The sequence below is a fragment of the Aerosakkonema sp. BLCC-F183 genome (genome assembly GCF_041929145.1).
Classification (GTDB): Bacteria; Cyanobacteriota; Cyanobacteriia; order Cyanobacteriales; family Aerosakkonemataceae; genus Aerosakkonema.
In genome coordinates this window covers 100,376-110,476 of the sequence record NZ_JBHFNU010000005.1, presented here as the reverse complement: position 1 = coordinate 110,476, position 10,101 = coordinate 100,376, and the positions used below count along the sequence as shown (strand labels likewise).

The window sequence follows — 10,101 nt, the reverse complement described above, 5'->3', positions numbered from 1 at the left end:
TTTTTTTTTGTTTTTTTTTTTTTTTTTTTTTTTTTTTTTTTTTTTTTTTTTATTTTTATTTAAATAAATAATTTAAAGGGTGTTGTGTCGGCTCAGATGGGCGCTACCCCACCGCGTTGTACCAAATCCGGGTCTGCTGGCGCTCTAGGCGTGCAAAACCCTAAGCACATTTTCCAGCAAGATATCGGGAACAGACTGGATTTCACCTTCGCACCAGCGTCCGTCGATGATTTCCAAAAAAGGTTGTTTTTGCCAAACTTCTTCTCGTTTTTGTCGGACGCTGTGAATCACCGTTAACGGCTGCAAAGTTGGATGACAAAGCTCGTGCCATTTGGGAATCTCATCTGATTCTTTACTAATAATTATATAGTGCGTACATTGTGCGACCAGAGGCGCTTTCTCTTGCTGCGGTTTACCACCCACATCAACCAAAACCAAATCGACAACTTCCCGCAAATTCTGTACCGCCGAGCTATGATATTTAAAGAATTTCGGTATTAACTTCGCCGTTTCGGGATTTTCGTGCAATCGAAACTCGTTTTCTACAATCAGCTTTTTAGCTAAATCCCGATTCGCTACTTCGTAAACCCAATTTCCCTCACCATCCCAAGAAGCGCGATGTACAAATACTCGTTTGAATGCTCCGGTTTTCATCAAATTAAAACGCAAAGCATTCGATAAAACGCTTTTGCCGCTGTCAGGCGAACCACCTATTAAAATTGCCGGACAAGGAATGTTGTTAAGCAATACAGGTATCGCATCGCCTATACTTATTGTTGATATCCGACTTTGAATTACAACAATTTGATTTTTTGGCGCTGTATAGCATCCTATCCAAGGCGCTTGCCAACAGCGTTCTACTAAATTGGCATACAACCAAGTAGGAGCTATACCGTATAAAATTACTTCTCTGCTCAAGTCTAGTTCGTCAGGAAGTTTCAATTGTGCGAGTACATCAGTTTTTATTAGTTCCTGGAACATCACTAAGCTAATCGCCAAAGTTTGATAACTTCCTTGTGCGGTTTTCAGTTCGGTGACTTGCAGTTCAACTTGTTTTTGTAAGGCGATCGTATTCATTTTTATTCCTTTTGTTGAGTTTTTTGGATTTAGCAGTAGGGTGGGTTAGGCACGGGCGATAATTTCTCTCAAAAAACTAATAATTAACTGTCCGTGCCGTAACCCACCATCACAATTGTCTGTTACAAAAGCGAAGCATAAACTTGAAAGAGCTAGATTTACAGACCTTCGTATGTTGTTGCGTTTTAACGCTTGGTTCTTTTGGGTTGATAGGGTACAATCTTCGGGTCTAGAGGGTTTATGGTGGAAAATGTTTGTCAATGTTACAGGTAGGTGGGATGGTGGGTTACGGCACGGGAACTTAATTATCGATCGAAAGTATTGAAATTATTGCGCGTGCCTAACCCACCCTACTATTAAAAAGTTTTTATTATCACTACGTACCTGTTGTTTTGCGAAATATGGCTGCGGGTAAGTTGAGTTTGAGAATATCTCCGAGTGCGACTTGGCGACTGTGTGTAGCAATTATAACTGCACCTTCTAAGCGGGGGTCGAAGCAAGCTACCCAAGCGGCGGGGTGACAAGCGTGAACTAAATAGGCGTACAACCAAATTGGCGCTTTACCTTCAATGACAACGCCTTGACTCCAGACCATTTCCTCCGGTAGAGATAAATTTTTCAGGTCGGCTGGTGCAATCAGTCCATCCGGTGTGTTGATTTGGATGTGCAGGTGTTGGTAGGCCAGACCTGACTGGATTTGCTCCCGAAACAGTTGTAATTGAATGGCTGACATTAAATAATAGGTTCATTGAGTTATTGCTACTGTATCAAACTGGTGGAAGCACCTGCTTCCAAGATGAGGCATACTTAGAAAGGAAGGCAAATCGCTGAAATCGGGAGAGTAGCTTGGAAACGGTCAACCCCTTTTGGAATGAACCTCCTCGTGTGGAACTGCTGCAATGGCTGGCGCGGGGAGATTTAAAACAAAGATTGCTACAGGCGGTGCGGTTGTGGGTGTGGTTGCACTTTCTGTATGGGGAAGCCGGCATTAAGTTGAATTTGCCGGAAAATTTTACTTATCCTGAATGGCGAGATGCTTTTTTTACTGCGACTCATACTAGAGAAGAAGAAATTCCGGCGTTGCACGACCCGAAATGCCGTTGTGCGAAAACTGTTGCTGCTTGGTTATTTGGTTCTGATTTCAATTTAACTCAGTCAAAGTGGAAAGGGGAATTAGGGAAGCCGGAAGTACAGGAAAAAGAGCGATCGTTTGAACAATCTTTGCGGGAACATCATTTGTTACCGGATAACCTTAAAGAATTGTTGCACGATACTCGTTTGTTTGGCTTGACAAGACGATCGCTTTATGGCGATTTGCAAGTTTTGATAGAAATCGGGTGGCTGAAACGCCAAGGAAATCGGTATTATCGGGTTAAGAAATATCCACGGACGCCGAGTTCGATCCAAAAATCAGATTCTCGTCTGATAGCTTACAATTTGGATTTTCTCACGCAACCGGATTTGGCTGCGATCGCAGATAATCTTTCCACGCGATTGAATGGTCAGCAGCGCTTTTTTATCCATCTGGAATATGTGATTCCGCAAGACTCGATCGATCGTGTCGAAGAATGGCAAGCACAACTGCGGGAACTTTGGCAACAGGAAGTTGTACCGCCGATTTTGTTAAGTTATGAAAGTGCGGTATGGCAAACAACTTTGTCGGTGGTAGTTTATCCCGTTTGCATTTATTATTATCAGAGAGGGCCGTATTTGTGTGCGTTTGGCGAAGTTCCGCAAGACGAATCGGGAAAATTAGATTTTCGCAATTATCGGCTCGATCGCATTCAGGATTCGATCCCTTTGAGTTGGGACGATCCGCAAGTTCCGGTGGCGCTGAAACGGCGATATCAAAAGAAGACTCTGCCTATTCCCGATGATATCCAATTAGCGATCGCAGAAGTTTGGGGTTTTGATTACTATCAACCCCCACAACTGCTACTATTGAGGTTCGATCGCGAGTGGGATAATCGCTACATCCGCAATACTATGCGCCATGCTACCTTTGCGCGAGTGGCATATCAAGAAGTAGAACGATTAATTCGGCAGAACTTAAAGGGAGAACAACAACAAAAGATGTTAAATATTTGGCGCAAATGTTCTCCCCAAGATGCTTATTACCAAGCGCAATATCGCCAAGGCGATCCTAACGTAATGCAGCGCTTGCGTGCGTGGCGACCGAATGTAGAAATTCTCCTCCCTGTGGAATTACGAGAACAGGCGAAGAGAGAAGTCGAAAAAGAATGGAAAATTTATGAAGAATGAACGGTGTTTGACAATTTTAACTTCGCGTTTTCAGGAAGCGTTGGTATATGCGGCGCAACTTCATGGCGACCAACAACGGAAAATTACAGGTACTCCTTATATTGCCCATTTGTTGAGCGTAGCGGCTTTGGTGTTGGAAGATGGAGGAGATGAAGATGAGGCAATTTCCGCTTTATTGCACGATGCGCTGGAAGACCGAGGGGGAGAAGTAACGAAGGCGGAAATTTTGCAGCGATTTGGCGATCGCGTTTTCCATATTATAGAAGGTTGCACCGAGCCAGAACCGAGTTTATATCCGACTTGGAAAGAACACAAACAGCAATATCTCCAACAGCTACGAGATGCTTGTCCGCCAGTGCAAAGGGTGATGCTGGCGGATAAGTTGCACAATGCGCGGACTATGTTGGTTAATTTTAGGCAATTTGGCGAAGAAATTTGGCATTATTTCCGAGGCGGTAAGGAAGGGGTGTTATGGCTTTATCAAGAACAATTGCAGATTTACCGCCAGTTGAGTAGCAGTTGGATGGTGGAGGAATTGGAATGGGTGGTGAGAGAGTTGCAGCAAGGTGCGATGGCGAGTTCGTAATCTTTCCGTCCCCATTTGGGGAATAAGCCGACACACCAGAACAAAGCTTTCATAAGCTACTGTCCTTTTTTCAGCAAGTGGTAGTAGGCGATCGCTGGTTTACCTAGCAATAAGCACTGTGTAGCAGTTTTGAGGTTTTAGTCCCCTTGCGGGGAAGTAGTTGAGAACTTAGTCAACTAATCAAATTTCAGTGAGAAATGCCTGTTTCAATCCCCTTACGGGGAGTTTTTAGGTTTTTGTCTAACCATTGAAAAACGGCATTTTCTATTATTCTGATATTTGACTTATAAAGTATACACAAATTTGATCCAGAAGTCAACCTAACCATCGGGTATCCAGCCATGACTTGCTTGGTATTAATATTTTGGAAAATAAATTACGGTTTTTGAACATATAGGAAAAGACAAGTTTTCCCTGTAGAGCTAGGTTATACTATAATCTATCCTTTCATTGTAGGTATAAGTATGCCTCAAGCAATACCAAAGTTGACAAAAAACGCTTCCTTAAGCGAGATAACTTTCCAAACTCAATTAACTACTCAAAGCCCAGCGAGAACAGCTTGTTTCCTCCAAACCTTACAAAATCAACAATCCAGCAATTTAACCTGTGGGTTGTTAGGTAATTTGAGCCTTTCGTACAATCCTGGCTCAATCTCAAAGGTTTTTTCTCCATCAACGATTTTAGTTTTTGGAGAGGGGAAGCAAGCTGTTCTCGCGGCTACACCCATTATAGGGCAGCCAACATGGGCGACTACAGATTTGGGCATCTTGCTCACTTCACAAGCAAAAGCGCCACTCCATCACCCGCAAAGCCTGGAATTCCATCCTACAAACCACCCTACCAACAAATCGGAGAAGCAGCCTGTTGAAATTATAAGTTCAGCAGTTGAAAATGTGGCTGTAAATGGATTATGTCCGACTCTGCGGGATATGGCAAAGATTCCGCACGCTGGTGTATGTTTGTTGCTTAAGATTCGCAACATCTTCCATTTGGAGTTAAACCTCTTTCTCAAACCTCAATAGAGAGTAAATCAAAAGTTTTGATGCACCTGGAAATTTTCTAATCCAGGTGTAGTCATCGCTTTTTTGGAGTTTCCAGGCTGAAGCGTGGAAACTCTGGAAGGCAAGTACTACTGTTCGATACCTCAAAAACGAGTTAAAACTTGGAAAAGGGGTTTTCCATACGGATGTCAGAATAGAGGCAAGAATTTGGCAATCGAATTGAGAAGATACTTGAGCGATCGCCAAACATCTAATTCGTTGGTTTAACATTTTGTTTCGCCAAAACTGGCGTTACCTGAATTCGTGCAAAAGTTAGAACAAACACCCTATATCAAAGATGAGTAACTTTCAACAAGACATAAAGACAGCATCAGGAAAGCTTTTCGTTGGAATCGCCTGGTGTCTGGCTTGGGGAGAACAGCGCCAACCGCAATTTGATATCAAGGAATTGCACCAGATGCGGGAAGCATTGCACGCTGGGACAGATATTCCAGAAAAAATGCGATCGCTCCTCGAACAAGTCAAGCAATTAGAAACTCTAAAGTTTCCCAAAACGTTAGATGAGTTAAAGTTATTGGCCGAACAGCATTCTATCCTTTGGAACTCTCGAATAGGCTTGGTTTACGGCGGTGCAACCAAGATTAAACAATACGTATTTGAAGCGGCAAAACTCCCAGATATTCGGGGTGCTTCTGCACTACTAGATCGAATCAATCTGAGCGATTTGCCTGCTTTTTTTAACAAAAACCCTGAATCAATTCTCTACAACTACACTATCCAGTGTCAAGAAGTAAGAACATGGCTTAACGACAACTTTCCTAATGAACCAAAATTTTCAGATGCGTTAATTCCTGAACTAATCATCTACTCAACTGGCGGTAATATTCTGGCGTTTTGCCCAGCGGCTTTTGCAGATGACTTAGCTAATGCTATTGAAAAGCGTTACACCGAGGAAACTTTAGCAGCTAATTCCTGTGCAGTCGCCGATACCTTTAGGTTAATGGAAACTCGATTTGGTCTGCTACAAGACCCCATTGAAAATAATTTCTGGTTAGAGCGGTATCGTCAAGAATATAATAAACCATTGGTTCGGGCTTACTTTGGCAACTTGGAGAAAAAGCCAAATGAGCCATGTATTAGCGATCCGGTATCTGTTGAAGAAGCTTTTGCTAACCGGAAAAGTTTTAATGAATTAACAACTAAATTGGCGATTCTGTTTAATCAACGCCGCAGTGGAAATGATTTTCCCGATCGCCCCAGTCGCCGCTACCCACCGATGTTTGAAACTCATCCTTATTTGAGAAGGGATGAAGGCGATCGCAGATCTGCTGTGGCGATCGTTCAGCCACCTTTATTGCCCAGCGAATCTCAATTTTCTGAAGTTTCTGCACGTAAAAGACGAGTAGGCGATCGCGCTAAAACGGGATTAGCTAAAACACCAGAATGGTACAAAAATACCGGGCTAGAATGGCAACCTGGAATAATAGAAGGTTGGGTTGACAAATTCGAGGAATTTTTACAGAAAAATTCCGAGCAATGTCAGCAATATTATCAAACCTGCCAACAGGATGATGTTAAAATTGCTAAATCATTAACGCATTTAGGCAATGTCAGCAATGGTTTTGTTGCCTATATTTATGCTGATGGCAACAACATGGGAGGATTTATTCAGAAAATATGCACTACGCCAGAAAAATACAAAGAGTTTAGCGAAGATGTGGCCAACGCAACTGAGTATGCTGTTTATCAAGCCTTAGCATATAATCTTCATCCCCGCCAGATTAGAGGAATTAAAGATCCAGATTCAAGATGGCAGGATGGTGATTTCATTCATCCCTTTGAAATTATTACGATTGGCGGAGATGATATTATTTTGATTGTGCCAGCTTCTCAGGCATTGGCGATCGCTAAAATGATTGGCGAGCAGTTTGAAAAAATCCTCCTCAAACAAGTATCTCTGGCAGGTGTAGAAATTCAAGGCAACTATCATACTAAGCAATCTGAAAAGCCAATTGACCTCAAAAAATGCCACCGCTACTCAAGCGAAAAAGCAGAACTTTCTCAGTGTCAACTAAGTATATCGAGCGGCGTGTTGATTACAGCTTACAACACTCCTATTTACTACGCAAAAAACCTTTATGAGCAGTTACTTAAATCTGCTAAAAGCAAGGCAAAGAAGTTGAGAAAATATGGCTATTGTGGCGGTACGGTTGATTTTTTAGTGCTGAAAGCTGTAACGATGATTTCATCCGATATCGACGAGTTCAGAAAGCAGGCATTAATTAAAAATCCAGAGGTGAAAATTAAGGACATACACACTCCTACTTTAAAGCTATATGCGGCCCCTTATACTTTGCATGAATTAGGAGGATTGATTGAGACAATCGACGCATTGAACAAGGCAAAATTTCCGCGATCGCAACTGTACCAAATTCGCGATCTACTGGAACGGGGCAAGCATACCGCTATTCTTAACTACCGTTATTTTCGAGTTCGACTCCAGCAAGGACAACAAGAATTAAAAGAAAAGTTTGAAGAAGCTTGGTGTCAACCAAAAGAGCAAAATAATAAGGGTAATCTAGCTCCTTGGATGTCCATTCTAGAACCAGGAGAGACAACCTACGAAACAATTTGGCGAGAACTGGTAGACCTCTATGACTTCATTGAGACATCTGAAGATTCTGGAACATCCCAGGAAAGACTTGTAACTCAGGAGGCTGACTGATGATATTTCTCAGAAATTTATCAAATTTAATTGAAGTAGAAACACACAAAATTACTGCTATAATTGATACGGCTTTGTGTGTAGGTGCTGGTGGTTCTTCTAGTTCCCTAGCAGATAAACCGATTGTTCGAGACTCCCAAACAAATCTGCTAATTCCTGGCTCTCAAGTCAAGGGTCGCCTGCGCCATGAATGCGAAAAATTTGCAAGGGCTTTGGGTTGGGCAATTTGTAAATCTCCTAGCCCTAAAAAAATGGTTTTACGGCGAGAAAGTTCACCGAGCGAATTTTGTCGTAGCGAGTATCAAGTTGCAGGGTATAATGAAACATATCACTGTTTAATTAGCCAAATATTTGGCGATCCGGTTTTACCATCACGAGTAATCTTTGATGATTTAGTTTGCACAGAAGACCCTGAAAATTTACCTGAAGTTATCCGTCCGGGTGTGACGATTAATCGCCGTCGCCGCACTGCGGAGGAGAAAAAACTTTACTTTTTGGAAACCTCTCCCGTAAATCTTAAACTCAGATTTGAGGGTAATATTCACATCCAACCAAGCCTAACACCCGTAACACCCGATCGACCTGATTATGCTAAAGCGCTGATTTGGGCTGGTTTGCGGCATATTCACGCACTGGGCGGCAGTAAATCTGCGGGTTTAGGTTGGTTACATTGGGATTTACCTGAAATTCAAGTGGATGAAACTGTTTGGCAATTCTTGGCAAAAGGAAGGGTGCAATGAAGCGCATTCTATTAGAAATTAAAGCTTTATCTCCTCTGGCAATAGCACGCCAGAAACCAGGCGGTTCAATTAGCGAAGTAGAAAGTTATATTCCCGGAAGCGTAATTCGGGGTGCAATTGCCGCTCAAATTTTGCAAAAATATCGTCAGCTACAACAAAGCGAACAACAGCAGGAATGGAGCCAAGATTTCTCAGAAAATGGCGGTGATTTTCAGGCTTTATTTCTTGATGATACTCCCGCAATTTTTCAAAATGCTTATCCTGCAACTATAGAAATAAAGGATAAAACTATATTACAACCAGAAGTTAGGGTGCTACCTACTACTGCGCTGAGTTCTAAAAATAGCTCTGGGTTTACGTCTAAAAAAGGAAGTAACGGCGTTTTCGATACTCTGATCGATCGCTTCTGTGCTGAAGGTTACGGTTATCCCTACGATCCCAATTGTCCAACAGACGGAGGGCGAGTCGATGCACATAGTTGTTTTTACAGCAAACTCAATGATAAATATCACGCTCATAGTGTTAATAAACGCCTATTAACACGAGTAGGTATTAATCGAAGACTGGCTACGGCTGAAGAGGAAATACTTTACAGCATAGAAGTTCTGAATGAATCTGAATCGAAAGGTAAAAAGCCCAAACCTGTTATTTACTGCGGCTCAATTTTGGTAGAAGATAGTTTGGCAGATTCTCTGACGCAATTTATTCTCGATCGCAGTGAAAATTTCCGCTTAGGTGGTTCTACTTCACGCGGGTTGGGAAAAGTCAAAATTCAAGCTAAAATTGTAGATATTAAACCCAATGTAGTTGCAAAAGTCGAGAATTTTAATGAAAAACTTGGACAACGTTGGAAGGAATGGAGAGTATTTGGTAGTCCTTTAAAAGAATTGGCGATCGATCGCACCTACTTTTCTTTGGATTTACACTCTGAGGCGATTTTGACCGATAACTGGCAGGGTACCACTGTAATTTCGGAAGAAATGCTAAAAAAGTTTACTGGCGTTAAAGATTCCACCTTAAAACTTGAAGCAGCGTATAGTAGCTATGACTATCGTTCTGGCTGGAATTCTGCTTGGGGATTGATGAAAGATGTGGAACTGATAACTAATAAAGGAGCGGTGTATTTATTTAGCACTGCACAACGAGATGCTTGGATGAAAGCATTAGAAAATTTAGAGATTGTAGGTGTCGGCGATCGCACCTGTGAAGGCTTCGGTCAAATTGAAGTTTGCAACGAATTTCATCTTGTATTTCAGGAGGAACCTGTATGAACGAACCATTCGATCCGCAAAAACAACTCAAGATTCAAAAAGGTATTCGCCAAGCTGAGGATAAGCTAGTGACTAAGATCCAAGATGCTTTAGATGATAAAAGCTCTTATGGTGATTTACAAGAATCCCAATTTCGTAATCTTCTAAGAGTTGCTGATACAACTGAAAGCACAGAAGTAATCAAAAACTTTTTGCGTTATCAGGTAGGGCGTGACAAAAAGTGGGGTAAAGGCGAACAATCTTTAGCAGCAAAAATTATTCGTAACATCGATAAAGACATTAAGGAGGCTGCTAAAGAAATAGCAAAAGCGGCTGAAGTTGATGAATATAACCAAATTTGGCTAGAGCTAACCCGTCGCTATCTTGGTTATGGCGCACGCTATCTGGTATACAAAAATAAAGGTGAAATTTAGGTTTTAACTATCGTTTACAAAGGAGT

9 protein-coding genes are annotated in these 10,101 nt (G+C 41.9%); 7 read left to right on the top strand and 2 right to left on the bottom strand.

Annotated features, from left to right (window positions below; translation table 11 throughout):
- Positions 1-144: 144 nt before the first annotated feature.
- Both ACE1CD_RS00795 and crn3 read right to left on the bottom strand, forming a co-directional pair.
- A complete protein-coding gene (locus ACE1CD_RS00795) occupies positions 145-1,077 on the bottom strand; it encodes a CRISPR-associated protein Csx3 (protein WP_374792195.1) in 933 nt (310 codons plus the stop codon).
- A 376-nt stretch (positions 1,078-1,453) separates the two neighbouring features.
- Entirely contained in the window at positions 1,454-1,810 is a 357-nt protein-coding gene (gene crn3, locus ACE1CD_RS00790) for a CRISPR-associated ring nuclease Crn3/Csx3 (RefSeq protein ID WP_374820808.1), read from the bottom strand.
- 113 nt (positions 1,811-1,923) lie between these two features.
- Here crn3 and ACE1CD_RS00785 point away from each other — a divergent pair, with 113 nt between their 5' ends.
- The 7 genes from ACE1CD_RS00785 (at position 1,924) to ACE1CD_RS00755 (ending at position 10,075) form a co-directional block, all read left to right on the top strand.
- On the top strand, positions 1,924-3,339 hold the full coding sequence (locus ACE1CD_RS00785; RefSeq protein WP_374820805.1) for a TIGR03985 family CRISPR-associated protein: 1,416 nt from the start codon (positions 1,924-1,926) through the stop codon (positions 3,337-3,339).
- Positions 3,329-3,925 carry an HD domain-containing protein gene (locus ACE1CD_RS00780; protein ID WP_374820802.1) on the top strand — a complete coding sequence of 199 codons (597 nt, stop codon included), beginning with the start codon at positions 3,329-3,331 and terminating at the stop codon, positions 3,923-3,925. The genes ACE1CD_RS00785 and ACE1CD_RS00780 overlap by 11 nt, the downstream gene beginning before the upstream one ends.
- A 464-nt stretch (positions 3,926-4,389) precedes the next feature.
- On the top strand, positions 4,390-4,947 hold the full coding sequence (locus tag ACE1CD_RS00775; protein ID WP_374820799.1) for a hypothetical protein: 558 nt from the start codon (positions 4,390-4,392) through the stop codon (positions 4,945-4,947).
- 316 nt (positions 4,948-5,263) lie between these two features.
- Entirely contained in the window at positions 5,264-7,651 is a 2,388-nt protein-coding gene (gene cas10, locus ACE1CD_RS00770) for a type III-B CRISPR-associated protein Cas10/Cmr2 (protein WP_374820795.1), read from the top strand.
- Entirely contained in the window at positions 7,651-8,391 is a 741-nt protein-coding gene (locus ACE1CD_RS00765) for an RAMP superfamily CRISPR-associated protein (RefSeq protein ID WP_374820792.1), read from the top strand. Before cas10 ends, ACE1CD_RS00765 begins: the two co-directional genes overlap by 1 nt.
- Positions 8,388-9,662, top strand: a complete 1,275-nt coding sequence (gene csx10, locus ACE1CD_RS00760) for a CRISPR-associated RAMP protein Csx10 (protein WP_374820789.1) — start codon at positions 8,388-8,390, stop codon at positions 9,660-9,662. The genes ACE1CD_RS00765 and csx10 overlap by 4 nt, the downstream gene beginning before the upstream one ends.
- A complete protein-coding gene (locus tag ACE1CD_RS00755; RefSeq protein WP_374820786.1) occupies positions 9,659-10,075 on the top strand; it encodes a hypothetical protein in 417 nt (138 codons plus the stop codon). The genes csx10 and ACE1CD_RS00755 overlap by 4 nt, the downstream gene beginning before the upstream one ends.
- Positions 10,076-10,101: the final 26 nt, after the last annotated feature.